The sequence below is a fragment of the Nocardia sp. NPDC058519 genome (assembly GCF_042719755.1).
Classification (GTDB): domain Bacteria; phylum Actinomycetota; class Actinomycetes; order Mycobacteriales; family Mycobacteriaceae; genus Nocardia.
In genome coordinates this window covers 99,890-126,884 of record NZ_JBHXNK010000012.1, presented here as the reverse complement: position 1 = coordinate 126,884, position 26,995 = coordinate 99,890, and the positions used below count along the sequence as shown (strand labels likewise).

25 protein-coding genes are annotated in these 26,995 nt (G+C 67.0%); 12 read left to right on the top strand and 13 right to left on the bottom strand.

All coding sequences use genetic code 11. The features are described from left to right. Positions 1-12 precede the first annotated feature (12 nt). A complete protein-coding gene (locus ACFWPK_RS16080; protein WP_378916155.1) occupies positions 13-1,353 on the top strand; it encodes an amylo-alpha-1,6-glucosidase in 1,341 nt (446 codons plus the stop codon). Here ACFWPK_RS16080 and ACFWPK_RS16075 read toward each other — a convergent pair. Continuing rightward, positions 1,350-2,036 (bottom strand): pentapeptide repeat-containing protein, encoded by a 687-nt coding sequence (locus ACFWPK_RS16075; protein ID WP_378916150.1) that lies wholly within the window; start codon positions 2,034-2,036, stop codon positions 1,350-1,352. The genes ACFWPK_RS16080 and ACFWPK_RS16075 overlap by 4 nt on opposite strands. Positions 2,037-2,167: 131 nt before the next feature. Here ACFWPK_RS16075 and ACFWPK_RS16070 point away from each other — a divergent pair, with 131 nt between their 5' ends. Next, complete coding sequence (locus ACFWPK_RS16070; protein WP_378916147.1) at positions 2,168-2,902, top strand: glycoside hydrolase family 25 protein; 735 nt, start codon at positions 2,168-2,170, stop codon at positions 2,900-2,902. Between the two features lie 4 nt (positions 2,903-2,906). On the opposite strand, the gene ACFWPK_RS16065 is transcribed toward ACFWPK_RS16070, so the two are convergent. The 4 genes from ACFWPK_RS16065 to ACFWPK_RS16050 form a co-directional block, all read right to left on the bottom strand. Next, complete coding sequence (locus tag ACFWPK_RS16065; RefSeq protein WP_378916145.1) at positions 2,907-3,842, bottom strand: esterase/lipase family protein; 936 nt, start codon at positions 3,840-3,842, stop codon at positions 2,907-2,909. Between the two features lie 245 nt (positions 3,843-4,087). Then, complete coding sequence (locus ACFWPK_RS16060) at positions 4,088-6,142, bottom strand: PhoX family protein (protein WP_378916142.1); 2,055 nt, start codon at positions 6,140-6,142, stop codon at positions 4,088-4,090. Positions 6,143-6,298: 156 nt separating this feature from the next. Beyond that, positions 6,299-7,099, bottom strand: a complete 801-nt coding sequence (locus tag ACFWPK_RS16055; RefSeq protein ID WP_378916139.1) for a hypothetical protein — start codon at positions 7,097-7,099, stop codon at positions 6,299-6,301. Positions 7,100-7,253: 154 nt separating this feature from the next. Further along, positions 7,254-7,769, bottom strand: a complete 516-nt coding sequence (locus tag ACFWPK_RS16050) for a lipoprotein LpqH (protein ID WP_378916136.1) — start codon at positions 7,767-7,769, stop codon at positions 7,254-7,256. A 157-nt stretch (positions 7,770-7,926) separates the two neighbouring features. Here ACFWPK_RS16050 and ACFWPK_RS16045 point away from each other — a divergent pair, with 157 nt between their 5' ends. From ACFWPK_RS16045 to ACFWPK_RS16030, 4 genes are read left to right on the top strand one after another with little or no spacing between them, the layout of a single operon-like run. Beyond that, positions 7,927-9,249, top strand: a complete 1,323-nt coding sequence (locus ACFWPK_RS16045; RefSeq protein ID WP_378916286.1) for a hypothetical protein — start codon at positions 7,927-7,929, stop codon at positions 9,247-9,249. Then, positions 9,249-10,268, top strand: a complete 1,020-nt coding sequence (locus ACFWPK_RS16040) for a hypothetical protein (protein ID WP_378916134.1) — start codon at positions 9,249-9,251, stop codon at positions 10,266-10,268. The genes ACFWPK_RS16045 and ACFWPK_RS16040 overlap by 1 nt, the downstream gene beginning before the upstream one ends. A 23-nt stretch (positions 10,269-10,291) precedes the next feature. Beyond that, the gene (locus tag ACFWPK_RS16035) at positions 10,292-11,806 is read left to right on the top strand and encodes a tetratricopeptide repeat protein (RefSeq protein ID WP_378916131.1); all 1,515 of its coding nucleotides are present in this window, start codon (positions 10,292-10,294) and stop codon (positions 11,804-11,806) included. Between the two features lie 44 nt (positions 11,807-11,850). Then, on the top strand, positions 11,851-13,068 hold the full coding sequence (locus ACFWPK_RS16030; protein ID WP_378916283.1) for a CHAT domain-containing protein: 1,218 nt from the start codon (positions 11,851-11,853) through the stop codon (positions 13,066-13,068). Positions 13,069-13,076: 8 nt separating this feature from the next. Here ACFWPK_RS16030 and ACFWPK_RS16025 read toward each other — a convergent pair whose 3' ends face one another. The 5 genes from ACFWPK_RS16025 to ACFWPK_RS16005 all read right to left on the bottom strand — a co-directional run bounded on the left by ACFWPK_RS16025 (position 13,077) and on the right by ACFWPK_RS16005 (position 18,062). Further along, the gene (locus ACFWPK_RS16025) at positions 13,077-14,144 is read right to left on the bottom strand and encodes an alpha/beta hydrolase (protein ID WP_378916128.1); all 1,068 of its coding nucleotides are present in this window, start codon (positions 14,142-14,144) and stop codon (positions 13,077-13,079) included. A 141-nt stretch (positions 14,145-14,285) separates the two neighbouring features. Further along, positions 14,286-14,582: a hypothetical protein gene (locus ACFWPK_RS16020; RefSeq protein ID WP_378916125.1), complete on the bottom strand. Its 297-nt coding sequence runs from the start codon at positions 14,580-14,582 to the stop codon at positions 14,286-14,288. 111 nt (positions 14,583-14,693) lie between these two features. After that, a complete protein-coding gene (locus ACFWPK_RS16015) occupies positions 14,694-15,419 on the bottom strand; it encodes an amino acid ABC transporter ATP-binding protein (protein ID WP_378916122.1) in 726 nt (241 codons plus the stop codon). After that, positions 15,416-17,197, bottom strand: coding sequence for an ABC transporter substrate-binding protein/permease (locus tag ACFWPK_RS16010; protein ID WP_378916119.1), 1,782 nt, complete (start codon positions 17,195-17,197; stop codon positions 15,416-15,418). The genes ACFWPK_RS16015 and ACFWPK_RS16010 overlap by 4 nt, the downstream gene beginning before the upstream one ends. 70 nt (positions 17,198-17,267) lie before the next feature. Then, on the bottom strand, positions 17,268-18,062 hold the full coding sequence (locus ACFWPK_RS16005; protein ID WP_378916116.1) for an LLM class F420-dependent oxidoreductase: 795 nt from the start codon (positions 18,060-18,062) through the stop codon (positions 17,268-17,270). A 138-nt stretch (positions 18,063-18,200) separates the two neighbouring features. Here ACFWPK_RS16005 and ACFWPK_RS16000 point away from each other — a divergent pair, with 138 nt between their 5' ends. After that, positions 18,201-19,280, top strand: coding sequence for an ABC transporter ATP-binding protein (locus ACFWPK_RS16000; RefSeq protein WP_378916113.1), 1,080 nt, complete (start codon positions 18,201-18,203; stop codon positions 19,278-19,280). Positions 19,281-19,320: 40 nt separating this feature from the next. Here ACFWPK_RS16000 and ACFWPK_RS15995 read toward each other — a convergent pair whose 3' ends face one another. After that, complete coding sequence (locus ACFWPK_RS15995; protein ID WP_378916110.1) at positions 19,321-19,839, bottom strand: winged helix-turn-helix transcriptional regulator; 519 nt, start codon at positions 19,837-19,839, stop codon at positions 19,321-19,323. Between the two features lie 84 nt (positions 19,840-19,923). On the opposite strand from ACFWPK_RS15995, the gene ACFWPK_RS15990 reads away from it, so the two are divergent. After that, on the top strand, positions 19,924-21,093 hold the full coding sequence (locus tag ACFWPK_RS15990) for a thiolase family protein (RefSeq protein ID WP_378916106.1): 1,170 nt from the start codon (positions 19,924-19,926) through the stop codon (positions 21,091-21,093). Positions 21,094-21,153: 60 nt separating this feature from the next. Further along, positions 21,154-22,128, top strand: a complete 975-nt coding sequence (locus ACFWPK_RS15985) for an o-succinylbenzoate synthase (protein WP_378916104.1) — start codon at positions 21,154-21,156, stop codon at positions 22,126-22,128. Here the strand turns inward: ACFWPK_RS15985 and ACFWPK_RS15980 are convergent. Further along, positions 22,125-22,652, bottom strand: coding sequence for a TIGR04338 family metallohydrolase (locus tag ACFWPK_RS15980; protein ID WP_378916101.1), 528 nt, complete (start codon positions 22,650-22,652; stop codon positions 22,125-22,127). The two genes, ACFWPK_RS15985 and ACFWPK_RS15980, sit on opposite strands and share 4 nt — an antisense overlap. Before the next feature lie 69 nt (positions 22,653-22,721). After that, entirely contained in the window at positions 22,722-23,522 is an 801-nt protein-coding gene (locus tag ACFWPK_RS15975; RefSeq protein WP_378916280.1) for a DUF2786 domain-containing protein, read from the bottom strand. A 269-nt stretch (positions 23,523-23,791) separates the two neighbouring features. Here ACFWPK_RS15975 and ACFWPK_RS15970 point away from each other — a divergent pair, with 269 nt between their 5' ends. From ACFWPK_RS15970 to ACFWPK_RS15960, 3 genes are read left to right on the top strand one after another with little or no spacing between them, the layout of a single operon-like run. Next, positions 23,792-25,069, top strand: coding sequence for an ABC transporter substrate-binding protein (locus ACFWPK_RS15970; RefSeq protein WP_378916099.1), 1,278 nt, complete (start codon positions 23,792-23,794; stop codon positions 25,067-25,069). Between the two features lie 45 nt (positions 25,070-25,114). Continuing rightward, entirely contained in the window at positions 25,115-26,092 is a 978-nt protein-coding gene (locus tag ACFWPK_RS15965; RefSeq protein ID WP_378916096.1) for a carbohydrate ABC transporter permease, read from the top strand. A gap of 11 nt (positions 26,093-26,103) precedes the next feature. After that, entirely contained in the window at positions 26,104-26,991 is an 888-nt protein-coding gene (locus tag ACFWPK_RS15960) for a carbohydrate ABC transporter permease (RefSeq protein ID WP_378916094.1), read from the top strand. The last annotated feature ends 4 nt before the right edge of the window (positions 26,992-26,995 follow it).

The following is a 26,995-nucleotide window of genomic DNA, read 5'->3' as shown; positions in this document are numbered from 1 at the left end:
CAGAATAGATAGATGACCGACCCAGGTTTCACCTCGACGCAGCTCGCGGCCCGCGCCGCCTACCTCCTGCGCGGCAACGACCTGGGCACGATGACCAGCGCCGCGCCCCGCCTCTACCCGCACATGTGGAGCTGGGACGCGGCGTTCGTCGCGGTCGGGCTGGCGCCGTTGAGCGTGGAGCGGGCCGTGGTCGAGCTCGACACGCTGCTGTCGGCGCAGTGGAAGAACGGGATGATCCCGCACATCGTCTTCGCCAACGGTGTCGACGGGTATTTCCCCGGGCCCGCGCGCTGGGAGTGCCGCAAGCTGGCCGCGAACGCACCCGACGGCCCCGACACGTCCGGCATCACCCAGCCGCCGGTGCACGCCATCGCCGTGCAGCGCATCCTCGACCATTCCCGCAGGCACGGCCGCTCCACCCGCGCCGTCGCCGAGGAATTCCTGAACCGGCGCTGGCCCGATCTGGTGCGCTGGCACCGCTGGCTCGCGCATGCCCGCGACCCCAAGGAAACCGGGCGGGTGACGCTGTACCACGGCTGGGAATCCGGGATGGACAACTCGCCGCGCTGGGACCGCGCCTACGCCAATGTTGTTCCGGGGAAGGATCTTCCGCCGTATCGTCGCGCGGACACCTCGATCGTCTCCGACCCGACCCAGCGTCCGAGTGACCGCGAATACGACCGCTACCTGTGGCTGGTCGAGCAGATGCGGCGCGCGAACTACGACGATTTCCAGCTCACCTCGGTGATGAGTTTCGCCGTGGAGGACGTGTTCGTCTCGGCGATCTTCGCGCTGGCCTGTGAGGTGCTGGCCGACATCGGCGAGGAATACAAGCAACCGCACGCCGACGTCCGCGAACTACACGGCTGGGCCGAACGTTTCCGCGCGGGCGTGGTCGCCACCACAGACGAACGGACCGGCGCGGCAAGGGATTACGACGTCCGCCTGCAACGCTGGATCAGCACCGAGACCCTGGCCATGTTCGCGCCGCTGATCTCGGGTGGCCTGTCCCGCCACGCCGAGCGGGCCCTCCTCAACACCTTCGAGGGCCCTCGCTTCTGCGGGCACCCCGACCTCCGCTACGCCCTGCCCCCATCGACCTCCCCCGTTTCCGGAGACTTCCGCCCCCGCGAATATTGGCGCGGCCCCGTCTGGCCGGTCATGAGCTGGCTGTTCTCCTGGGCCTTCGCCCACCGAGGCTGGGCCGAGCGCTCCTACATGCTCCGCGCCGAAGGTTTGCGCCAGGCCAGCGACGGCAGCTTCGCCGAGTACTACGAGCCGTTCACCGGCGCTCCACTCGGCAGCATGCAGCAATCCTGGACCGCCGCTTCGGTTCTCGATTGGCTCGGCTAGTCCTCGCCGATGGCGGCCTGCCATTCGACGGTGATGCCGAGTTCGCGCGCGAGAGTCGATGCCAGTCCTTCCGGGTCGCCGCCGTTGATGGTGGCGCCGCGCAGCGCGGTGATGCCGTAGATGCCGGTGAGGTCGCAGTCTTCGAAGCGGAGGTTCTGCTGGATGCGGGCGCCGGTGAAGCGGGCGCCGACGAGGTTGCAGCGTTCGAAGCGGACATTGCGGAACTCGGTGCTCTGGAAGTCGGCTTGACGTAGGTCGCAGTCACGGAAAACCACTGTGCGCATCCGCGATTGGGCGAAGGAGGACAGGTCGGCGCGTGTGGAGTCGATCAGCACGTCGCGGAGAACGCCCGCGGTCCACGACAATCCGGTGAGACGACCGTGCTCGATCAGGGTTTCGATCATCGAGGAGTCGTCGGCCTGCACGTTGGCCAGATCGCAGACACGCAGCGTGGATTCGGCGATGGTGCTGTGGCGCAGGGTGCTCGGAAATCGAACGCTGTCGAACAGGCAGGCTTCGACGCTCACGCCGGAGACGTGCCTCTCGGCGAAATCCGCTTCGCGATATTCGACGTCGGTCACGGTCAGTTCGTCGATCGGGTCGTCGCCGGGCGAGACCGCCGGGCGCAGCGCCCCCGGCTTCGCCACCGCAGGCTCGAACCGCACCTCACGCTTGCGCGCCATGCCCACCACTCCCTGTCAGCCGATGTCCGCACCAAGATACGGGCACGGACCGACAGGCTTTCCGTAACTATTCACAGACACCCACCAACACCACTGGTCACTCCAGCAACAAGCCACTACGGTCGACGACCATGGACACCAAGCGCTGGAGTTCGACGGTTCGTGGTTGTATTGCGCTCGTCGCCCTGGTCTTCGCGCTACCGGCTACCGCGCAGGCGGAGCCCAGCGGGCCGGATGTGTCGTCCTGGCAGCATGTGGACGGCCGGATGATCGACTGGCACGCGGTGCGCGCGGCCGGACATCAGTTCGCGATGGTGAAGGCCACCGAGGGCCTGCACTACGTCAATCCGTTCTTCGTGCAGGACAGCATCCTGATGCGCACCGCCGGGGTGGCGCGCGGCACCTACCATTTCGCCCGCCCCGAACTGCCGCCCGAACCGCAGGCCGCGATGTACGCGGCGACGGTCCTCGGCCAGAACGGCCCCCTCGACCTCCCACCGGTGCTCGACCTGGAAACCTCCGGCGGCCTCGCCCCCGCCGACCTCATCGACTGGACCCAGCGCTACCTCGACGCCCTGCAATTCCTCACCGGCCGCACGCCGATCATCTACACGTATCCGAACTTCTGGAAGACAGCGATGGCCGACACCAGCATCTTCACCGGATACCCGCTCTGGATCGCCGACTACAGCGGCAACGACAAGCCAGAAGTCCCCGGCAACTGGCCCACCTGGACCTTCTGGCAAACCACCGACCGCGGCGCCGTCCCCGGCATCGGCGGCGCCACCGACGTCAACATCTACAGCGGAGCCCAGGGCGACCTCGCCGACTTCGCCAACATGTCGGGCTTGTTCAGCAGTAGCTGAGCCGTCAACGAACGTTGGGGAAGTACGGGCTCACTGCCATACAAGGCACCGGAGTGGCCGTGCTGGGCGAGAGCGCGTTGAGCACGAAGCGCCACGCTCGTTCGCTGTACATAGTCGCCAGATGCTCCGACATGTCGGCCGGACATCCATCCTGGAGAGTGATATTGGTGACGTTCGGACCGGAAAGATACTGCTGGTCGTACGGGGTCACGATCTGGTCGTATTTAGTGACGATCGTGGTGTAGGTGACGCCAGGTCGCGTATCGCCTGCCCCGTACACCTCCGTGGACAAGCCGTCGCCGATCGCCTGCTGGGTCAGCGCGGGCGCGACGGAGCCGAGGCCGTCGTAGATCCACCACCCCACCGGCGGAATGAAACTGCGCAGGAACGCGATCGTGCTCAACGTGGTGCCGTGATTGCTGGGCGAGATACCGACCATCTTGTCGACCTTGGCGTCACCGCCGAGCACGTTGAGGTAGTACAGCGGCATGATTCCGCCACCTTGGGAGTGGCCGACCAGGTCCACCTTCGCGGCGCCGGTCGCGGCGAGCACCCGGTCGACCATAACGGCCAACTCGCGCGCCGAACTCCGGATGTCACCGAGAGCCTGCAACGGGACCTGGCCGGGCAGCCAGGCCATGTTGCCGTAATTGAAGGTGAAGACGCAGTAGCCGTTGTTCTTCAGGTAGGGCGCCCCGGCCTGAAACGCGATCGCCTGCGAAGTCGACGTGGAGTTCCCCAGCACCACCGGATTCGGGTGCTCGGCGCTGGGTCGACAGTTCCAGTCGTTGGCACCCGGCGGTGCCTGAGCGGGAAACAGGCCCGCGGGCAGGATGCCCGCCCCCAGATCGAACGGCACCGGCAGCGGCCCTGTGACAGGTTCCTGCGGTTGCGCGGCGGCAGGCCCTGCCGCCAGCGCGAGAACCGTACCGAGCGCCACAACAACACTGTTGACCCATGCGCGCATTTCAAAGCCCCACTAACCCGCTGCACGTGTGGCAGCAACCTGCCGCAGCTTACCCACGCCAGTGACACACGTTACAAAAGGCAGGGCCGATTGTGATTGGCCACAAAAGGAGACAAGCGCTGTTCGGGTGATCGCCGCCACCCCGAGATCGACCGTGAAACGACAAGACCGCTACTCGCCCAGCCGAGTAGCGGTCTCGTCAGCGGATCGGTGGCCGGCTAGACGCCGATCCGACCGCCGTTCTTCTTCCAGACCACCGCGACCGAGGGGCGGGGTTGGGAAGCGCCGCCGTCGGGCCAGCTCGACAGCGGCTTCTCGATGGAGGCGTCGTCGGACTCACCGGGGTGCTGCACGCAGACGATGACCTGCTTCTCGGTGACGATCGGGCCGCAGGTCTCGCCACCGCGGGGGACGGTGAGGAACTGCTTGGTCTCACCGCGGTTGGGGCCGTCGAGGACCACCGAGAACAGGCCGTCGTTGGACTTGAGCGCGTTGCCGTCGGTGGAGATCCACAGGTTGCCGTACGGATCGAAGGCCAGGTTGTCCGGGCAGGAGATGGGGCTGACCTTGGACTTGTCGAAGCCGCTGAAGTAGGTGTCGGCGGTGGTGGGGTCACCACAGACCAGCAGCAACGTCCAGGTGAAGCCGGTGCCGGTGTGGTTGTCGGTGAGCTCGAGGACCTGGCCGTTCTTGTTCAGCTTGCGCGGGTTGGCCTCGTCCACACCTGGCTTGCCGTCGGCGCCGCGGTTGGAGTTGTTGGTCAGCGCGACATAGACCTTGCCGGTCTTCGGGTTGGTCTCGAAGTCCTCGGGACGGTCCATCTTGGTGGCGCCGACCTTGTCACCGGCCTGGCGGGTGAACACCGCGACCTCTTCGGCGGACATACCCTCGACCAGGGACTTGCCCTTGCCGTCGGCACCGGTCTCCAGCAGCGGAATCCACTGGCCCTTGCCGGTGAAGCCGCCGTTGGGAACCTTGCCGGAGCCGTCGATCTCGGCGGCGTGATCGCCGGTCAGCTTGGCGACGTACAGGGTGCCCTCGTCGAGGATGGTCATGTTGTGGCGCATACTCGACGCGCCGACGCCCGGCTGCACCTTCTTGGTCGAGACGAACTTGTACATGTAGTCGAAACGCTCGTCGTCACCGCTGTAGGCCACGACGCTGCCGTCGCCGGTCACGTGGATGGTGGCGGCCTCATGCTTGAACCGGCCGAGCGAGGTGTGCTTGACCGGAGCCGAGCTCGCGTCCCACGGGTTGACCTCGACGACGTAACCGAAACGGTTGACCTCGTTGGGTTCGGCCGCGACATCGAAGCGCGGGTCGAAGCTCTCCCACTTGCGCTCGGAAGCCGCGCCCTCGATGCCGTAGCGCTTCAGGCGCGCCGCGGCGGCGGGTTCGGTGACGCTCGCGGCGTTGCCGAAGTACTGGTTGAAGTTCTCTTCACCCGAAAGCACTGTGCCCCAAGGGGTTACACCGCCAGAGCAGTTGTTCAGGGTACCGAGCACCTTCGTGCCGGTCGGGTCGGCCTTGGTCTTCAGCAGCGCACTACCCGCGGCCGGACCCTTGACCTCGAACTCGGTGGTCGCGGTGATACGCCGGTTGTACTTGCCGAACGCGGGCTTCAGCTGGCCCGAGCCAGACTGCCCGTGCACCTCGACGACGCTGAGGCCGTGCGAGGCCAACGCGATGTCGAACTGCTCACGGGTCGGCGCGTCTTTCTTGTAGCCGCGGAACATCATCGGCTCGGTGCTGTACTCGTGGCTCACGACCAGCAGGTACTTGTCTGCCTGGCCCTCGATCGGCAGCAGTCCGGCGAAGTCGCAGTTGTACCCGAACTGCTTGGCCGCGGCCGCGGGAGTCTGCTTGTCGAAGTCGAACGCCGGTGCGCCTTCGATAACCGCGTCACCCCAGCGGATGAGTACGGACTGCTCGTAGCCCTCCGGAATGACCAGCGCGTCTTCCTTGTTCGGCGCGACGGCGGTGAAACCGGTGCCGGTGCCGGGCGAGCCGGTGGGGCTCGAGCCGGTGTCGGAGCTGTCGTCGCCACAGGCGGCCAGCACGCTCACCGCGCCGACTCCGAGCACGACGGCGGCGCCGCCCTTGATCAGGCCACGGCGGTTGAGCCCGGCGACGATGTCACCGAAGTACGCACCGTCGGAGGTGTTGGGCACCTCGTGGAAGCAGGCGTTGCCGCACTTGTATTCACAGGTCAGGGCGGCGCGTGCCGACTGACCGTCGTGCTTGACGAACAGGGCGAGCGGTTTCGGACTCACGGTGACTCCTGAGTAGAACGGACTTCGGGCACCGTAAGCAGCCCAAGCGAGCCATCGGGAACGCATAGATGAACGGACGACCAAAACTCGGCGCGCGCTGTGACCGATCACGGATGGATCAGCGATAGCACGCGCCGAGTGAGTATGCGGTTGTCATCAGGCGTTGACCGGAAGGGAGATCACCACCTCCTGCTCGTTGCCGGGCAGGTAGTGCACCTGCACTATCCGGCCCACCTGGACCGCCCCGACCGCCGACGGGGACAGGTACTTCTCGGCGCGGGTCTCGAAAGTTGTGCCGTCGGGGCGGGTTACCACCAGGCCGAGCGCGATCTCGGTGTAGCCGCCGCGGATGCGACCGGGGACATCGAGGCTGCGGACCACCGCCTGGGCGGCCAGCCCGCGTTCGGCGATGTCGAGCTTGCCACGGGTGGTGATGCCCTTGCGGATGAGCGATTCGTTCATCGCCCGCTGGGCGGCGCCGTTGTCGCCGGAGCGGTCGACCTCGACCTTGTCGGTGCGGCCCGGCAGATACCGGACCGGCAGGACGACGCCCGGCTGCAGCAGGGCCAGTTCGGTGAGCGGAACGATCATCTTGGCGTGCGAATCGAAGACCTTCCCGTCGGCGCCTTCGACCCGGAAGGCGATCTTGACCTGGGGCTGGTCGTTCACCGAGACACCGGTCTGGCGGAACGAGGTAATGGTGCCGATACCGACCGCGGCGTCGCGGAACTCGCTGCTGTTGCGGCCGGTGAAGGCTTCGAGGATGCCGTCGCCGGTGAAGGCGAAGACGATGGGGACGATGGTGAACGCGATGATCGGCAGGGCCATCTGGGGACCGACCCAGCCGAGCATCGCGCCGGTGTATTCGTCAGGGGTGTAGGTGATTCCGTAGTAGAGGTAGTAGCCGATGGCGAGGATTCCGAAGGCGACCGCGGCCGCACGCAGCTTGGATTTCATGATTCTCCTTGTCTAATTGCGGCTGGTGCCGCGGTTCTCGGCGCTTGACTCCGCCTCTTCCCTCCCTCCGGGCACTCCTTCGTCGCACCCTCCGGTCAGTCCAGAGGCGGAGGCGCGCCGAGAACTGCGGTGTGTGCCCGGGTCGCAGATGAGGTCAGGCGCCGACGATGGTGGAGCAGGCGAAGGTGATGTCGAACTTGGTCGTGGACGGACCCGCCAGCGGGTTGGTCATGTCGGCGCTGATGCCCTCGCCGGTGATGCGGTAGGTGTTGCCGTCCTTGGCCAGGGTCGCGGCGCCGCCGGGCTGGCCGTTGCCGTAGCCGACGGCGTAGGGCAGGCCGTTGGCGCCGCCCTGGCTACCGCCGATGGCGACGGCCTGGACCTTCTCGCCTTCGACCGACGCGCTGACCGAGAGGCTGCCGTAGGTGGCGTTGGCCGTGTCGGTGAGCGCGAGGGCGAGGGTGCCGCCCTGCTTGGCGCAGGTGGTGTCGAACTTCGCGGTGAATTCCTTGCCGCCGACGCTGGCGGTGGACTTACCGGCGGCCGGGGCAGGCGCTGCCGATCCGGGGGTGCTCGGGGAGGCGGTGCCCGCGTCGTCGCTGCATCCGGTGACGAACAGCGCGGTGGCGGCGGCGGAAGCGGCGAGGGCGGCGATCAGCTTGGTGTTCATGGTGGTTCCGTTTCTCTCGGTGTCGGCGGGTTGGTAACCCGTTGAGAGAAAGGTAGAAATCCCGCGCCGCCTACCGATCCCAACTTTCGCGCTGCACAACCGCCGCACCGGCCGCGGAAAATACCTATAACCTGGTCGGATGCGGAGACCGCGCGCCATGGTGCTCGATGAGGTGTGGCGGGGACTCGACGGTGTCGACGCGTTGAGTGGGGCCGATGGTGGGCCGTTGCGGCGGACCGTGAAGTTGATTCTGGATCCGCTGGTGCTCCGGCCGATGCAGCACCCGGTGCTGGCTTCGAGCGTGCTCGACGAGGATGCGATCGCGCTGCTCACGGCGTTGGTGCACGCGCAGTCCGATGCGCTGCGGGCATGTGCGGCGTGGTTCGGCGTCCTGAAGCAGGTGCGGCGCCGGCTGCGGATCACCGAGGGCAACGCACAGGATCTCTACTTCCAGCGCTGTTTCGAGCTGGCGACCGTGGCCGGTGCGCCCGCGGGGGAAAGCGGGCACGCGAGGGCCGCGGCGATGCTGCGGGAAGTCCACGACAGCACCGGCGGGCGCACCACCGCAGCGCTGAAACGCCATGTCACCGAACCACATCGAGCCGCCGAGCTGGCAGAACTGCTCGGTATCGCCTGGGCGCGACGCCCGCTCGCCCCCTACGGAGCCCGTGACCTGGCAGCCGAACTGACCGAGCTGCTCGAAGCCTGCACGCTCGCCCATTCGGGTGATCCCGCCGACGCCGGTCCCTTGTTCGACGACCTCCTCGACAACCGCGCGGGCACCCACCGCGGGATCGCCTTGTGGCTCGAACATCCCGATGCCGGCGCCGACGACCTGGGGCTCACCACGTTTTCCAGCCCACAACGACCCGAGCTGGGCGCGTCCGCGTCGACCGCGAGTCTCGGTCTGCCCTTCGACCGGACCGTGTACGAACGGGTCTTCACGGTGTTGCAGGGCAGCATCGATCGCACCGACCTGCCCGAGATTCCGGCGCTGGTGACCCGGGAGATCTCACGCAGTTGTTCGCCGTGGGGTCTGCTCGATGAATCGCTGCGGATCGCCGCGGCGGCGGGGTCCGAACTGGCGCTCGGTCTGGCACCGATCGACACGGCTGTCGAAGAATCCCGTGAGGCAGGCCGGGGGCCGTCATCGCGCGCGCACGAGGTGGTCAACAGTCGCTGGCGACGGGAAGGGTATGTGTTACAAGCGCGTCGGTACGCGGTCCATGTGGTCGACGGCCGGTCGGGGCCGCTCGCGGCGGTGGCCGCCGAGTTACGTACACCGTGGCGGCCGTATTCGCGCAGGTTGTGGGTGCGGTTGCACGGTCGGGACGTGCGTGAGCTGCCGGTGTTCGATCCCGGTGAGCTGTGGGATCTGCTCGACGGTGTCGCCCGGTCGGTGATTCTGGACCACCGCACCCGGGTCAAACAGGCGCTGACCGCCGACGCCGCGAGCGTTATGGAAGCGAGGGCCAGCTGATGACTGTCGTCCATCTTCGCCATGCGGAGCCCGGCCTGCTCGTCATCGCGCCTGACGGGGCACCACTGGTCACCGATGCCGTGCCGGGGCTCGATGCGCTGGTGCTCGAAGTTGCTGGGGGACATCTGAGCTGGAACCTGCTCGACAATGAGCTGGTACCCGGCGCGGTGCTCGATGATGTCGAGGCGGCGCAAGACTGGGTGTGGGCGGTGTACGGCGAAGAGGTCGCACTGGCTGTCGCGGACAATCACGCCCGAGCACTGACAGCCGTGCCTGCTCGGCCGGAATCGGCGGCGGCCCTGCGTCGACTCGCCTATGCGCACTGGGCGAGTCGGTGGTGGCCCGCGTCGACCGTCGACGGGATTCCCGCGCTGGATCCCCGGCTGCTGCACGAGGAAATCGAGGTGCTCACCGAGCAGTGCGAGATGATGGTCGACGAGCGATCCCGCGAGCCGGTGGCCGACGTGGCGGAGACCGCCGAAGGCGATGCCGAGTCGATCGGTCGATCGCGTGGTCGCGCTGAGGATTACGCGTTGGCGGCCGGTGGCGCGGATTCCTCCGACGGGCTGATCGTCGCGCGGGGTAGTGGTGGCTGGGACTGGCGGCGTTGCCCGCCCGGCATTCTCGACGCGGGCGAGCAGGCCGTGTCGTGGCAGGTGGCGCGGGCGGCCGGGGTATCGACGGTGCGGGTCAGTGTGGTTGCCGCACCGGACTGTCCGCGCGTGGTCGCCGACCATCTTCGGCCGTATGCGCGGGTGAGGTCGGCAGGCACGGAGTTCACGACGCCCTTGCACCTGAGCGGAGACGCCTGGACGGGAGCGGTGCGAATCCCCGGACAATCGGAGATATCGCCTGAGATAACCGTTTTCGTTCCCGGAGTCGGTCCGGCCGATCCGGTGGACGAGTCGGCGGTTCGCGATCGAATCCGCCGGTTCGCCCGCCGTCGCCTCACCGAACCCACCGGCGAACCACGCCTGAGCGCCGAAACCGACGCAGCCGAAACGGACGAGGACTTCTGATGACCGCGAGCAGGAGCAGATAGATGGCAGCCACCGGAAGAACCTCGGAGGGCGACGATGCGCAGCTCACCGCGGGGTATGCGGCGTATCAGCGTGGCGATGTGGTCGCGGCGCTGGAGATGTTCGAGCAGGCGGCCGACGGTGCGGCGCCGCGGTTGCGGAGCGCGGCGCTGATCAATGCCGCGAGTATGGCCGATGAGCTCGGCGATCACCGACGGTCGGTGGTGCTGTTCCGGACGGCACTCGCTGAAATGCCCGAGGACGCAGCGCATCAGCGTCCTGCGGCTTTGGTGAACTTGTCGCAGGCTTTCCAGCATCTGGGCGAGTTCGATGCCGCGCAGGATGTACTCGAGGAGGCGCACGCGCTGCTTACCGACAGCACCGATCAGGGGCTGTTGCGGGTGGCGTGCCTGCTGTCGCTGACAGCGGTGGCGTTGCACCGGCAGCAGTGGGCGCGCGCCGGCGCTTTGGCCACCGAATCTCTCGGTGTGACAGAGCGTTTCGCACCGGAACTGGCCGGTCACCCGTTGATGAATCTGGCAGCCAGCTCCTTCGAAACCGGACGGTGGGAGCTGGCCATCGACTTCGCCCAGCAGGGGGTGGCTGCTTTCCTCGCGGCGGGCGAGGAGGCCTCCGTCGCCGAGTCGCGGCAGAATCTGGCCACCATGCTGGTGCGGGCGGGCCATTTCGACGACGCCGAGGAGCCGTTGCGGGCCAGTCAGGAGTTCTTCGAGGCAGGCGAATTGGGGCATTGGTCCGGCATCGGGGCCAAGACGATGGGCTTTCTCGCCGAACGCCGGGATGACTTCGGTACGGCGCGTGGGCATTACGAGCGGGCGCTCGAACGGTTCGACTCCACCGGCGCGGTGGTGGACGCGGCGGATGTTCGCCTGCGCATGGCCACCCTCGCCTGTGCCGAGGGTGATCTCGCGGTCGCCGAAGAGCTACTCGACGCGTCGTTCGCGGTCTACGCCGGCCACGGGCTCGGGATGCACTGCGCCCAACTCGACTACTGGCACGCCGAACTCCTCTACGCCTCGATCGAGCAGGCGGCACAACCGGATTCGGAACTACTGGCCCGCGCGGTCTCGCTATCGGTCCCGGCCGCCCTGGCCATCGACGCCGTTCGCCACACCCTCCCCAACGGCAACCAGCGTGAACACTGGCACCGCACCGTCGCCGAACCGGCCATGCGCCTGGCTTTCCACTGCGCCGCCCTTTCCGGCAACGGTCAGCTGGTCAGCGACCTGATCGATACCCAATGCGCGGGAACAACTCTCGATCTGACCGCCTACACCGACTCCGGCACACCCACCCTCGATTTCGAGTTACTCGATCCGATGCCCGCCGAGCAGATAAGCACGCCCGCACTACAACTCGGCGCCGCACTCGCCGACGTGGCGGCAGCGGCGGGAATCCCCGTCGCACTCCCACCTCGACTCACCGACGGTGATCGAATAGTGCTGGCGGACTTCATCACCTACGCCGAACAACGCTACGGGCGCTCGGTCCGCGACCGACGGGTACTCGCGCTGTGATCGCCCAACCGCCTTCCCCGAACACACCGACCGCGCTCATCAGAATGGCCGATGCGGGCGATGTCTACGTGTCGTGGCGATGGGTCGACGAGGCGCTCGGACGCGGTGTCGCGACACTGCCCCGCGATCAGGTGCGTGAGACGTTGCGGATGCTGGCCGAGGCCGTGCCCGATCCCACCCGGTCCGAGGATCTGCGGCGCGTGATGACCGAGGGCGCGCTGGTCGACCCAGCCGCGGAAAGCGCTCTGGCGCAGGCATTATCACGCACCCTGTTGCCGTATGGACTGGCTGTGCAGCTCTATGAACTCTCACAGCGCGGGGTTCGGCCGCATCTGCGGATTCAGCCTTCGCCTCGGCTGGCGCAGGTGCCGTGGGAGATCATCGCCCCCGATCCCGCGATCCGGCTGCTCGATATCGCCGATGTGAGCCTGCTCGCGCCGGTGTCGGTGGTTCACGCACCGCAGCGAATCGTGCGCCGCTGGAAGGACACTCACGCTCTGCCGGTGGTCGCGGTGCTCGATCCTCGGGTGCCCGGATTCCGCGCCGACTCAGAGCTCGGCTCGGTGCTCGGCCGACCGAGTGCGCAATCCCTGGTGGCCGAGCACTTCGGCCGCTACGGCGATCGCGTAGTCCCCCGTGCCGACGATCCCGTGGAGCTGTTCCGCCGCGCCGACACCGACCGCGACTGGCTGTCCGAAGTTCTTCGGGCGGGTGCGAGCCGACTCGTCTACGTCGGCCATGTCACCGCCCCCGCACCGGAATCCGGCCAGAGCGAACACGCCGAACTCCACCTCAGCTGCACCGCGGGCACCCGGGGCTTCGCGGCGACGAACCGCACCCACCGGCCCCTCTCGGCGAAAGACCTCCTCCTCGGCACCCACTCCCTCGACCCGTCCCCGATATCCGGCTGCGACCTCTGGCCGATGCCGAGCCGCGTCGCCCTCATCGCCTGCGAGAGCGGCGGCGACCTGCGCTTCACCGAGGCCCTCGGCCTCACCACCGCGGCCATGGCGGCAGGTGCGGAACTGGTGACGGCCACCCGCTGGCCCCTCCCCACCGACCACGCCTTCCACACCCTCACCCCCACTACGACCTACCCACTGCAATCGGCCATCTGCGCCGTGGACACCGCCCACGATTCACCCACACCCATCCCCACCCTGCTGACCTGGCAAAGGTCTCGGCTGGCCGCATGGCGCGACGCACCGGCGCCCGAGAACTCACCTCTGTTGTGGGCCGCCTTCGCCACCGTCACCGGCTGAGCGCACGGCTATTCGGGAAGTCCCAATCCCGCTGCGAGAACCGGCCACGACCGGTAGAAGGCATCACGCCAGTAGCCCCAGGAGTGCGTGCCGCTCGATTGACGATCGAAGGTCGCGGGAATCCCCAACTCGCCCAGCCGGGTCTCGAGATTGCGGGTGCACCAGTTGACAGCGGCCTCGATGATGCCGCCGACGACGAGCTGATTGGCCAGGCCGAACGGCGTCGGATTCATCATGTACGGGTCGTCGATGCGGTCGTGCGGGCCGGGCAGACCGGAGGCATCCGAGACGAACAGCCTTGTGCCGCGAAGCTTCTCGGCGTGGACGACGGGGTCGTTGGCCACCCAGGCAGGGTCGTCGTCGGCACCGTACATATTGCGGACATCGCCTCCACCGTAGGTCTCCACGACCAGCTTGGTGAACTGCTTGCCGATCGGGTCCGAGATCTGCGCGCAGCCGCTGTAGCCGGCGACGGACTGGTAGAAGCCCGGCCTGGCCTGCGCCAATTGCAGGACCGCGGTGGCGGTCATCGAGTTGGCGGCGATGGCGTTGACGCCGTTGGTGCCGAGGGCCGCGTCGACCAGGGGTGGGAGTTCGTCGAGGAGGAAGGTGCGCCATTTGTTGCGGCCCAGCGCGGGGTCGTCGTGCTGCCAGTCGGTGTAGTACGCCCAGGCGCCGCCGATCGGCATAACCACATTGACGTCCTTGGTCGCGAGGAAATCGCCGACGTCGGTGTTCTGCCACCAGGTCGCGCGGTCCTCGCCGCCACCGGCGCCGTTGAGGAGGTAGAGCGCCGGGCGCGGCACGGAGGCGTCCGCGGGGCGCTGCACCTTCACGGTGATGGCCTTGTTCATCGCGGCGGAGAAGACCAGCATGGTCAGATTTCGATCATCGACCCTGCTCGAGATGATGTTCGAGCCGTTCGCGGTGGTCGGCGTCGCGAGGAGCTTCTTGGCTTCGATGATCGGATCACCGCCCTCGGCCAGGCCGTTGCCCGCGCCGAAGGTGGCGACGCACGCCGCCAGCACGCTGCCGACGACACCGAAAGCCATTGTGCGCCTGAATGTTTTGCCCATCGGCCGAAAATTCCCCATCCATGAGTCGGCAGGCATGACGCAGGCCGCAGGGCACAGACAGTATCCGGGGAACCGATCGATCGTCGAGCCGGTGGTAATACGGGCAGCCGGCCCCGCCCGAGGCGGGGCCGGGCCCAGTGGTCAGTGATCGTCGTAGTGGCCCGCGTGCGCGGCGTGGCGGTGACCGTCGTGGATGTAGTCGACGTGGTCGCCGTGCGGAACGGCGACGTGCCCACAGCCGGGACCGTGCTGGTGAGTGTGGGCGGCGTGCTCGACGTGTGCGGAGGTCTCGCACTCGTCGAAGTGGCCCTCGTGTTCGCGGTGCAGGTGGCCGTCGTGGACGTAGTCGACGTGATCCTCGTGCGGAACGGCGACGTGGCCGCAGGTGGGGCCGTGGACATGGGTGTGCTGCGGATGTTCGGCGTGCGTGGTGGTCATCGGCTCTCTCTTTCCGGTTTCCCGGAACTCGGTCCGGTACTGATCGAATGGAGCTGAAGCACTTCCGACATTAGCAGTTGCGCATGCGTTGCTGTGAGGCCCCTTACCTGGTCAGAGGACCTGATCGAGGAAGCGGCGCAGGCGTGGGGTCTTGGCGTCGTCGAACAGGGCGTCGGGGGTGCCGGTCTCCACGACGACGCCCTGATCCATGAACACGACACTGTCGGAGACCTCGCGGGCGAAGCCCATCTCGTGGGTCACCACGATCATCGACATGCCGCCAGAGGCGAGGTCGGCCATCAGCGCGAGTACCCCCTTGACCAGCTCCGGGTCCAGCGCGGAGGTGGCCTCGTCGAAGAACATCAACTCCGGTTTCATGGCCAGCGCGCGGGCGATGGCCACGCGCTGCTGCTGGCCGCCCGACAGCGAAGCGGGCCTGGCGTCGGCCTTGTCGACCAGGCCGACGATCTCGAGCTGTTCGATCGCCAGCGCGCGGGCTTCCTCAGCGGACAGGCCGCGCAGTTTGCGTGGGCCCAGCACGATGTTGTCGGCGACGGTCTTGTGGGGGAACAGGTTGAACTGCTGGAAGACCATGCCGATGCGCTGGCGCAGCTTGTCGGGGTTGTCTTTCAGTACCGATTTGCCGTCGAGTAGCACGTCACCGGAATCGGGTTCGTGCAGGCGGTTGAGCACGCGCAGCAGGGTCGATTTGCCCGAGCCCGACGGGCCGATGACGGTGGTGGCGTGACCTGCCTCGACGTGGATGTCGACACCACGCAGAATGTGGTTGTTGCCGAGCGTGAGCTCGAGCCCGGTGCCGGTCAACGATGCACTCACGCGCCTCGCCCTTCTGTGATGACTGCCTGCTCGATCGGGTCGGCGGGGGTGGGTTTACCGGTGCGCATGCGCTGGTCGATGTAGTTGACCAGGTGGGTGAGCGGGATGGTGAGCACCAGATACATCAAGCCTGCGGCGACCAGCGGGGACAGGTTGCCGGTCTGGGCGTTGAGGTCGCGGCCGACGGCGAACAGCTCGCGCTGGGAGGCGAGCAGGCCGAGAAAATAGATCAGCGACGAGTCCTTGATCAGCGCGATGAACTGGTTCATCAGCGCGGGCAGCACCCGGCGCACGCCCTGCGGGATCACCACCAGCGTCATCGACTGGCGGTATCCGAAACCGATGGCACGCGCGGCCTCGAGCTGACCTGGCTCCACCGACTGGATACCGGAGCGGAAGATCTCGCCGATATAGGCCGACGAGAGCAGGGCAAGCGCCACCGCGCCGAGCCAGTACGGGTTCCCGCCGGTGATATTGCGGACCACCGGACCGATGCCGAGGCCGATGAGCAGGATGATCACCACGGCGGGCAGGCCGCGGAAGATGTCGGTGTAGACGCGGGCGGGCCAGCGCAACCAGCGGGTGCGGGAAATGCCCATCACCGCGAGCAGCATGCCGATCACGGTGCCGAGGACACCCGAAACCACTGCCAGGATCAGGGTATTCGGCAGGCCGGTCTTGATCAGATCGGGAAAAGCCTTGCGGTACAACGACCAGTCGAAGAAGGTGTCCTTCAGCTGTTGCAGGGTCGACTTCTGCGCGACCTGTTCGGTATCGGCAGGCTGATTCTCGGCCGCGAGCGCCTTGAAGTCCGGGAGTTGGGGTGTGGGTGCGGCTTTCGAACCGGGCTTCCAGCCCGGCGGGAGCTCGCGCGGCACCCAGTCGGCGTAGAGGCGGGCATAGGTGCCGTCGGCGATCACCGCGTCCAAACCGGAATTGAGCGCGTCGATCAGTGGCTGGTTGTTCTTCGCCACCGCGTAGCCGACGAAGTTGTCGAGGCTGAAGGTGTTCTGCGAGACCACGATTCCGTCACCGGGCTTGATCGCGCCCTCGGCCTGCGCCGACGGTGCGACCCAGGCGTCGACCTGGCCGGACTTCAGATTCGCGTAGGCGGTGTTGTAGTCGGGGAACTTCACCGGATCCAGCTTCAGCTGGTTCACCACGAATTCGTCCTGCACGGTGCCCTGCACCACCGCGATGCGCGAGCTCTGGTTCAGGTCGCCGAAGCCCTTCACCGCGCTGCCCTGCGGGACGACCAGGGAGAAGTAGCCGAAGTCGTAGCCGTTGGTGAAGCCGACGAGTTCGCGGCGGGCGTCGGTGGTGGTGATGTTGGACGAGCCGACATCGAAGCGCTTGCCCGACACCTGGGCGAGCAGCCCGGCGAACTCGGTGCCGGAGAACTCCACGCGCAGACCGAGTTTCGCACCGATCGCGGTGAGGAGTTCGTTGTCGAAGCCGGTGAAGGCGCCCTGGCCGTTGACGCAGATGCTCGGCGGCGCGTCGGACAGGGTGCCGACACTCAGGGTGCCCGGGTTGAGCAGACCGAGTTTCGCGGTGTCGATCGAGTCGACCGGTGCCGTTGTCGCGGTGGTGTAGCGGTCGGCGCCGGCCGTCTCGCCCGCGGCCAGATTGGTCGGCGCGGCGGCGGCAGCCGATGGCCCGGGTGGGGAACAGAGATCGCGCGCCGAGCTGCTGTCGGAGCCACCGCAACCGGTCGCCGCGACACCGACGAGGAGCAAGAGGGCAGCGATCCGCGCCCGAGTTCGTACACCTGCCATGCCGATAGACCCTAGTCGCAACCTTGCACATCGAAGGTTGCGCATCGCGGCGCCACGGGGTGGTCAGGGCTTATGCGAGGCCCTCGAGCAGCGCGGGGTTCACGTCATCTCGCCATTCGATGGCGCGGTGCACCTGGGTGAGGTCGTAGTCGGGACCGGAGACGCCGACGGTGAACAGGGTGGCACCGGCGTCGTGCAGCGCCTTCGCGCCGTCGCGCCCGCGCCACGGCACCGAGCGTTCGATTCTGGACTCATCGGTGCCGACTTCGGCCGCATGCTCGGCCAGCACCTTGTTCTTCTGCACCAGGGTCGCCGCGTCGGAGAAGGAATGCCAGATGTCGGCGTACTCGGCGACCAGCCGCAGCGTTTTGCGCTCACCACCGCCGCCGATGAGGATCGGAATCTCCCTGACCGGTGCCGGATTCAGCTTCGCGAGCCGGGCCGTGATGCGAGACATGCTGTCCTTCAACAGGTTCAGCCTGCTGCCCGGTGTGCCGAACTCGTAGCCGTATTCGTCGTAGTCACGCTCGAACCAGCCGGCGCCGATGCTGAGGATCAGCCTGCCGCCGCTGATGTTGTCGACCGTGCGCGCCATATCGGCGAGCAGGTCGGGATTGCGGTAGCCACCACCGGTGACCAGTGCGCCGAGCTCGACGCGCTCCGTCTGCTCGGCCCACGCGCCGAGCATCGTCCAGCATTCGAAATGCGCGCCCGCCGGGTCGCCGGTGAGCGGGAAGAAGTGATCCCAGTTGAAGACGATGTCGACCCCGGCGTCCTCGGCCCGCAACACCGCGTCGCGGATGAGGCCGTAATCGGGCGCGTGCTGCGGCTGAAGCTGGACTCCGATACGGACCGGACGACTCATATCGCTGGCTCCTCGATGGCTCGGGCTGGCCTTCGCGACCGAGGCTACCCGGCGCCGTTATCGGCCGCTACGATCCCCAGCGACCCACTACTCGGATCGTCCGGCACGTTCCTGCCGGGATGGGATGTTGATCTACGCATGGCTACCGTGACTTTCGACCGCGCTACCCGGCTCTATGCCGGTGCCACCAAACCCGCGGTCGACGCGCTCGACCTGGAGATCGCCGACGGCGAATTCCTGGTACTCGTCGGCCCCTCCGGGTGTGGCAAATCGACCTCGCTGCGCATGCTGGCCGGCCTCGAGGAGGTCAACGGCGGGTGCATCCGGATCGGCGACAAGGACGTGACCAACGCCGAGCCCAAGGATCGCGATATCGCGATGGTGTTCCAGAACTACGCGCTCTACCCGCACATGTCGGTCGCGGAGAACATGGGTTTCGCGCTGAAACTGGCCAAGGTGTCCAAGGCCGAGCGCGACGAGCGGGTGCTGGAGGCGGCCAAGCTCCTCGACCTCGAGCAGTACCTGGATCGCAAGCCGAAGGCGCTCTCGGGCGGGCAGCGTCAGCGGGTGGCGATGGGGCGCGCGATCGTGCGGCAGCCGCGGGTGTTCCTGATGGACGAGCCGCTGTCGAACCTCGACGCCAAGCTGCGCGTGCAGACCCGCACCCAGATCGCGCAGTTGCAGCGCAGGCTCGGAACCACCACGGTCTACGTCACCCACGACCAGGTCGAGGCGATGACCATGGGCGACCGGGTCGCGGTCCTCAAGGACGGCCTGCTCCAGCAGTGCGCGTCGCCGCGCGACCTGTACCGCGATCCGGCGAACATGTTCGTCGCCGGATTCATGGGTTCGCCCGCGATGAACCTGTTCACGCTGCCCGTTCACGACGGAACCGTCACCATCGGTGGATACCCGGTGCGGGTGCCGCGTGCGGTGGCCGACGCGGGTGAGGGCTCGGTGGTGCTCGGCATCCGCCCCGAACATCTCGAGGTGGGCGACGGCGGCCTCGAGATGGAGGTCGACGTGGTGGAGGAACTGGGCTCCGACGCCTACGTCTACGGCCGCGCCCTGTCCGCGGGCGTCAGCGGCCAGACCGGCGAAACGATCGTGGCGCGCGTGGATTGGCGCAACCCACCCTCCAAGGGCGAACGCCTCTGCCTGACCGCCGACCCCGAACACGTGTACTTCTTCAGCGTCGACGGCCGACGCCTGCGCTGAGTTGACGTGCTGAGCAGCTGATCACCAGGTAAGCCAGTGATCAGCTGTTCTTGTTCTTTCGGCGTTCGCGGAGGTAGTCCTCGTTGACTCGGACGGCCAGTCGTTCGAGGGGGATTTCGGTGCCGTCGGGGGTGCGCAGATCGGCGCGGACCGGGGCACCGGTCTCGGCGTCCACCCGGAGCAGGGGTGGGGGGCCCGGTTGGAGGTACGCGTCGCCCCATTGCCAGAGGGCCACGACCGCGGGGAGTAGGTCTCGGCCCATTTGGGTGAGGGCGTATTCGTGGCGGGTGCGTTTGCCTTCTTCCTGGTAGGGGCGTTTTTCCAGGAGGCCCGCGGTGGTGAGTTTGCGGAGCTGGGCCGCTGCGGCGGCGTCGGTGATGCCTACTCGGCTGGCGAAGCCGTCGAAGCGGCGGGTGCCGTAGTAGGCCTCGCGCAGGATGAGCATCGCCGAGCGGGTGCCGATGAGATCCATCGCTCGGGCGATGGAGCAGCCCGCCGTGTCCCATCTGCTGAGATCGGCCAGAGGTCCTTCCATCACGGCTGCCATGAGAGACATCATAGCCAATCTGACTTGAGTCGATGATAGTTAGGATCTACGCTGGCTATTGTCAGATAGAGCCAGCATTGGCGAAAGAGGACTTCCATGCGAGACGCGGTCATCGTCGAAGCGGTACGCACCCCGATCGGGCGGGGCAAGCCGAACGGCGCACTTCACGATGTTCATCCTGTTGATCTACTGGCGCACAGCCTGCGGGCGGTCGTCGAGCGCAGCGGGATCGATCCCGTGCTGATCGACGATGTGATCGGCGGCATCGTCACCCAGGTCGGGGAGCAAGGGGCGAATATGACCCGGCGGGCCGCGCTGGCCGCCGGGTATCCGGAATCCGTGCCCGCCACCACGGTGGATCGGCAGTGCGGTAGCAGTCAGCAGGCGATTCACTTCGCGGCACAAGGGGTTATCGCGGGGGCCTACGACATCGTGGTCGCCGCGGGCGTGGAATCGATGGGGCGAGTTCCCATGGGCGCCAACCTGGTCGGTGCCACCGATCTGTCGGGTATCGCGTTCGCGGAGCGGTATCCCGATGACCTCGTCCCGCAGGGGATCAGCGCCGAGCTCATTGCCGCGAAATGGGGTCTGACGCGGACCCAGCTCGACGAATTCGCGCTCGGCAGTCACGAAAAGGCCGCTCGGGCAACCAAGGACGGACTCTTCGCCGACGAACTCGCGCCGATCAACGGGCTCGACACCGATGAGGGAATCAGGGTCGGCAGCACCATCGACACGCTCGCGAAACTGAAGCCCGCGTATTACGACCCCGCGATGGCTGCGCGCTTCCCGCAGATCGGCTGGGAGATCACCGCCGCCTCGGCCAGTCAGGTCAGCGACGGCAGCTCCGCGGTGCTGATCATGTCCGGCGAACGCGCCGAGCAGCTCGGCCTGCGTCCGCTGGCCCGGCTGCACAGCTTCTCCGTCGCGGGCGACGACCCGTTGCTGATGCTCACCGCGGTCATCCCGGCCACCGAAAAGGTACTGCGACGGGCGGGTCTCGAGATCTCCGATATCGACCTGTTCGAGATCAACGAGGCATTCTCACCGGTTGTGCTGGCCTGGGCGAAGGAGACCGGTGTTGATATGAACCGGGTCAACGTCAACGGTGGAGCAATCGCACTCGGACACCCGCTCGGCGCGTCCGGGGCGCGGTTGATGACCACGCTGGTGCACGCGATGCGCCAACGTGGGGCACGCTACGGGCTGCAAACCATGTGCGAAGCAGGCGGTCTCGCCAACGCCACCATCATCGAACGATTGTGAACCGAAACGGCGGCGCTCACGCGAGCGCCGCCGTCCGGCGAGACCTCTACGATCGGTCGGGTGAACGCCGACCTGTTTGTTTATGCGATTCCGTTGCGGACGCGGTTTCGGGGGATCACTGTGCGGGAGGGGATGTTGATTCGGGGGGAGTTGGGTTGGGGGGAGTTCTGCGCGTTTCCGGAATATGGGGATCGGGAGGCGGCTGGGTGGTTGGCTACCGCTGTTGAGCAGGTGACGGTGGGGTGGCCGGTGCCGGTGCGTGATCGGATTCCGGTGAATTGCACTGTGCCCGCGGTGGATGCCGGGCGGGCCGGGCGGATTGTTCGGGAATCCGGATGTGCGACCGCGAAAGTGAAGGTGGCCGATCACCCGGACTCGTTGGCCGAGGATCTGGCGCGGGTGGCGGCGGTGCGGGCGGCGATCGGGGAATCGGGGGCCGTTCGGGTCGACGCGAACGCGGTGTGGGATGTGGAGACCGCTGTTCGCAATATCGGCGAGCTGAACAGGGCTGCTGGGGGTTTGGAATATGTCGAGCAGCCGTGTTCGACGATCGAGGAATTGGCCGAGGTTCGGCGGCGGGTTTCGGTGCCGATCGCTGCCGACGAATCGATTCGGCGGGCCGAGGATCCGATGCGGGTAGCGGTGGCGGGGGCTGCTGATGTGGCGGTGCTGAAATGCACTCCGCTGGGCGGGGTGCGGCGGGCGTTGGCGGTGGCCGGGGCGGCTGGGCTGCCGACTGTTGTTTCGTCGGCGCTGGAGACCAGCGTCGGGCTGTCCGCGCAACTGGCGTTGGCGGGTGCGCTGCCCGATCTCGAATTCGCGTGTGGACTCGGAACTCTCGCGCTGTTCGAAGGCGATCTCGTCGCGGAGTCGCTGCTGCCGGTAGATGGATGGTTGCCCGTTCCCACCACACCACCCGAACCCGATCCCGTATTGCTCGACAAATACCGGCACCCCGATCCCGACCGGGTCGACTGGTGGCTGCGGCGATACGAGCGAGTCAGCGCCCTGCTCGAGAACCCCTCGCCCGACTAGCCGAATCGAACACCACATCCCGCGAAGGTCGCACGGATGAGCAGCGCGGCCTCCGGACCGATCACACCGTCGACCAATTCGGCATAACGGGTACAGAATTCGGGGCCGTGGGGGGCTTGTGCCGGATCGGGCGACAGGTGGTGGGCGATTTCATGCAGGACCACCAGTTCGCGCAGGGCCCAAGCGGTAGAGCCGGTGTGTAGCGGAACGGCCAGGACGGCGGTTTCGGGCTCGTAGTGGGCTGCTGCGGCACCACCACGGGCGCGGACACGGACCGATACGGCGGCCCGTTCCCATTGCGCACGAACCCAATTCAGCGCCAGCACCTTGTCCACATAGGTCTGCACCGATTCGACGGAGGCGAAGCGTCGCTCCACCGGCAGGGTCAGCTGGGAGCCGTAGACCTCCACCGTCCGATGCCCGAACTCGTCGGCACGATCGAACACCCCACGCACCAGCTGCTCACCGTCATAGACCTTGGCGCGCTGACTGTCGCGCCGCCGACCCGACTCAACCTCGGACACGAACTGTTCCGACCCGGCCGGCCGCTGTGCGCGACTGGGTGGTCGCTATCCGGGGACGGCGCGCAGACATCATCTACCGGTGAGCTTTCCGCGAGCGGCGGGCAGCTCTGGCGAGGTACCCAAACGGGCGGTGCGGCCCGCGCGGTCGCCCGCGCGACGGGCCGCGGCGGAATGACCCGTGGAAGTTTGGGGGCCTCGCCACGTTCCGCGCGCTTCGGAGGTCGCGGTGTAGAAGTCGGTGAGCGCGACCTCCTTGTCGCGCAGAGCCAGGGCGGTGCCGGTCGATTCGACGACGGATTCCTCGGCGACGACTTCGGCTTTCACCTCGGCGAGGCGCGCGCCGATCCGGGCGGCGAAGGCCATCTGGAAGTTCAGCCGCGCTGTCACCCCAGCCACCGGCACCTCGACTCGGCGGCGGACGGTGCGGCCGAGCCTCTTCTCGGCGACGACTTTGACGACCGTGGCCTCGCGGTAGGCGCCTGATTTGATGTAGTGGTCGGAGGCTCGCACCATTTGAATCAGCAGGCTCGCGTAGAGCGCTTCGCAGGTATCGATGTCGGCGGCGAAGCCGTAGGCGTAGACCTGGGCGGAGGTACGGGCGACATCGCAGCGAACGTCGTTGGCGCCCGCGATCGCGACGAACAGCTGGACGTAGGTTCGCAGGCCCTTTCGGCCCGGTTCGCCGATCGGGATGATCCGCTGCACCGGCGCCGACCTGCGCTCGCGTGACGCGACATGCGAGCGCGCGACGGCGAGATCGATCGAGGACTTCGTCGCCAGCCGCTGGGCCGCGGCGAGGAAGGCTTCGGCCTCGTGCGCGTTGTCGGTGGACTCGGCCTTGCGCAGCAAACCACCGATGCGGGTGAGCATCCGATCGGGAGTATCAGCGGTCGAAGGACTTGTCACAAGCATTGACCCTAAGCCACCCCGCCGACAGAAAACTGTGTAAGTCTTTGCCCGTTCTCGGCCGCCTCGATCTGGACTGACCGAAGGGTGCGACGAAGGAGTGCCCGTAGGGAGGGAAGATCGAGGCCTCAGGGCCGAGAACACGCGGGCCCCGGCCCGCCGCAAATACTGTATGTTGCCTGTTGCACCGCACGGTGTGCTGCTGCTCACGTCTTGACCCTGGAGTGTCTGCGATGGCCTTGAAGTTTGTCCCCAGAGCGACGATGGCTGCTGCCTCGATCGCGTTGCTCACCGCAACGTTCGCCAGTGGTTGCTCCAGTGACGACGGTGGCAACGCGCTCGACCAGAACCTGACGGGCCGCGGCCCGATCACCTACGTCGAAGGTAAGGACACCACCGAAACCGGTGTGGTCAAACAGCTCATCGACCGCTGGAACGCCGCGCACCCGAACGAGCAGGTGACGTTCAAGGAGCAGTCGGCCGACGGCACCCAGCAGCACGACGACCTCGCCGAGCACTTCCGTGCCAAGCAGGACGGCTACGACGTCGTCGCCCTCGACGTGAAGGACACCGCCGAGTTCGCCGCGAAGGGCTGGGTCCAGCCGCTCGAGGGCAATTTCGCGATCGACACCGCGCCGCTGCTCGCGCCGACCGTGGCCAGCGCCACCTACAACGGCAAGCTGTACGCGGCGCCGAAGAACACCAACGGTGGCCTGCTGTACTACCGCAAGGACCTGGTGCCCAACCCGCCGAAGACCTGGACCGAGATGCTCGGTCAGTGCCAGGTGGCCCGGGACAACAACATCGGTTGCTACGCCGGTCAGCTCGCCCCCTACGAGGGCCTGACCGTGAACACCTCCGAGGTCATCAACGCCTTCGGTGGCAGCTTCGTCGGCGCCGACGGCAAGACCCCCACCGTGAACAGCCCGGAGTCGAAGGCGGGCCTGAAGGTCCTCGTCGACGCCTACAAGAACGGTGACATCCCCAAGGAAGCCATCACCTTCAAGGAAGGCGAGAGCGCCAGCGCGTTCGAGTCGGGCAAGCTGCTGTTCCTGCGCAACTGGCCCTACCTCTACGCCCAGGCCTCCGCCGACGGCTCCGCGGTGAAGGACAAGTTCGGCGTCGCCCCGCTGCCGGGCAACACCGGCGTCGGCGCCTCCACCCTCGGCGGCTACAACGCCGCGATCAGCGCGTTCTCCAAGAACAAGGCCACCGCCGCCGACTTCGTTCGTTACCTGATCAGCGAAGAGGCGCAGCAGATCATCGCCTCGGGCTCGCTGCCCTCGGTGCGCTCCTCGCTCTACGACGACCCGGCCCTGATCGCGAAGATGCCGTACCTGCCCACGCTGAAGGAATCCATCGCCAGCGCCGTGCCGCGTCCGGTGACCCCGTTCTATCCCGCGGTGTCGAAGGCCATCCAGGACAACGCCTATGCTGCCCTCAACGGCACGAAGTCCGTCGACGACGCGGTCGCCGGCATGCAAAAGGGCATCGAGACCGCCGGTTCGTAGCGGTACGCGCAGCGGACCCGACCAGACCGTAGGAGAGTAGTAACGGTGTCGGATCCTTCGGGAGCCAAGCAGCGCGGGCTAGCGCTGGAACTGCGACAATCCGGCAAGGCGTGGCTGTTCGTCGCGCCCGTGCTCGTCGCGCTGGCAGTGGTCATCGGGTATCCGGTGGTCGAGGCGGTCTGGATGTCCTTCTCGAAGGACTCCGGCATCGACCCGGCCACCGGGATGTTCGTCGAGGGCGGCAGTGCCGGATTCAGCAACTACACGCACTGGCTGATGCAGCAGTGCGGGTCGATAATGGGCACGGTGTCGTGCCCCACCGGCACGCTCGGCTCACAGTTCTGGTCGGCCGTCGGGATCACCCTGTTCTTCACCGTGGTGACGGTCTCGCTCGAGGCTCTGCTCGGGCTCGGCATGGCCATGGTGATGGGCAAGACCTTCCGCGGCCGGGCGCTGCTGCGCGCGGCCGTGCTGATCCCGTGGGCGATCCCCACCGCCGTCACAGCGCGGTTGTGGGAGTTCATGTTCCAGTACGACGGTGTCGTGAACCGGGTGCTCGGCACGCACATCCTGTGGACCTCGGACGTGTGGGCGTCGCGGTTCGCGGTGATCGCGGCCGACGTGTGGAAGACCACGCCGTTCATGGCGCTGCTGATTCTCGCTGGGCTGCAGGTGATTCCGGCCGATGTGTACGAGGCCGCCAAGGTCGACGGCGCGTCGGCCTGGCAGCGGTTCCTGCACATCACGCTGCCGCTGCTCAAGCCCGCGCTGCTCGTGGCGGTGTTGTTCCGCACCATGGACGCGCTGCGCATGTACGACCTGCCCGCGATCATGACGCTGGGTAACCCGTCGACCAACACGCTGTCGATCCTGGTGGTCGAGCAGGTGCGCCAAGGTCCCAACAGCGCAGCGGCACTGTCGGTGATCACCTTCCTGCTCGTCTTCGGTATCGCGTTCGTCCTGGTGAAGGTGCTCGGCGCCAACGCTGTTCGCACGCAGGAAGAACAGCGGAAGGCGAACTGATGACCATGTCGATGACGAAAGAACCTGCCGCCGAGCCGAAGACGCTGCCGGTGCAGCCGGTGTCGTGGCGCAAGCGGATCGGCACGGTGCGGCTCTATCTCGGTGTCGCCATCGTGCTGGTGTGGGGCCTGGGCCCGTTCTACTGGATGGCCGTGGTGGCGTTCCGCGACCCGGCCCACACCTTCGACAGCACGCCGTGGCCCACCCACGTGACGCTGGAGAACTTCCGCAACGCCTTCGACACCAGCCGCGGCAACGACTTCGGCAAGGCACTGCTCAACAGCGTGATCATCGGTTCGGTGACCACCGCAGTGGCGCTGCTCCTCGGCGTACTCGCGGCCTACGCGCTGGCCCGGATGACCTTCGCGGGCAAGTACCTGATCTCGGGGCTGATCCTGTCGGCGTCGATGTTCCCGGCCGTGGTGCTGGTGACGCCGCTGTTCCAGCTGTTCACCGATATCGGCTGGATCGGCCAGTACCAGGCGATGATCATCCCGAACATCTCCTTCGTGCTGCCGATGACGGTCTACATCCTGGCCTCGTTCTTCGCCGAACTGCCGTGGGAGCTCGAAGAGGCCGCGCGCATCGACGGTGCGAGCAAGTTCCAGGCCTTCCGGTTGATCATGCTGCCGCTGGCCGCGCCCGCGGTGTTCACCACCGCGATCCTGGCGTTCATCGCCTCGATCAACGAGTACCTGCTGGCCAGGTTGCTGTCGGGCGACGACACCAAGCCGGTGACGGTCGCCATCGCGAGTTTCTCGGGCAACGACCCGCTGGTGCAGCCGTACGCGGCCATCATGGCGGCGGGCGTGATCGTCACCGTGCCGCTGGTGATCATGGTGCTGATTTTCCAGCGTCGCATCATCTCCGGTCTCACCGCGGGCGGCGTCAAGAGCTGACCTG